Raw genomic sequence first — 381 nt, 5'->3', positions numbered from 1 at the left:
GTGCTCTTGCTGGAGGTCCCGCTCGGCGACGATGGCCACCGCGGCGCCGTTGTCGAGCTTCAGTTGCCCGGAAGTCACTACCTGCTCGCCGCCCTCAAGGCCTTCGAGCACCACCGCCAGGCCTTCGCGGCGTTCGCCGATCCTGACGAAGCGGCGCTCGACGACCTGTTGCGGCTGGCCCTTGTCATCCTTCGACACCTGGCCCTGCTCGTCCTTCTTCTGCCCGACGACGTAGATCGAGTCGCCGTAGAGGGTGAAGGTGATCGCCGTCTCCGGGACCACGACGCGTTGTTCCTCGCCAGGCAACATCACCTCGAGGTTGGCGAACATGCCCGGCAGCAGCTTGCCGTCCGGGTTCTCCAGGGCAGCGCGGACCTGCAG

General features: G+C 66.7%; 1 pseudogene. It reads right to left on the bottom strand.

The annotated features are described in order from the left end of the window. Positions 1-381, bottom strand: a pseudogene (mexV, locus tag HFC70_RS26715) (multidrug efflux RND transporter periplasmic adaptor subunit MexV); the annotation flags it as partial.

The sequence above is a fragment of the Agrobacterium sp. a22-2 genome (genome assembly GCF_012276985.1).
Classification (GTDB): domain Bacteria; phylum Pseudomonadota; class Alphaproteobacteria; order Rhizobiales; family Rhizobiaceae; genus Allorhizobium.
Note: the sequence above shows the minus strand (reverse complement) of the source record. Positions and strands in the feature narration are given on the sequence as shown.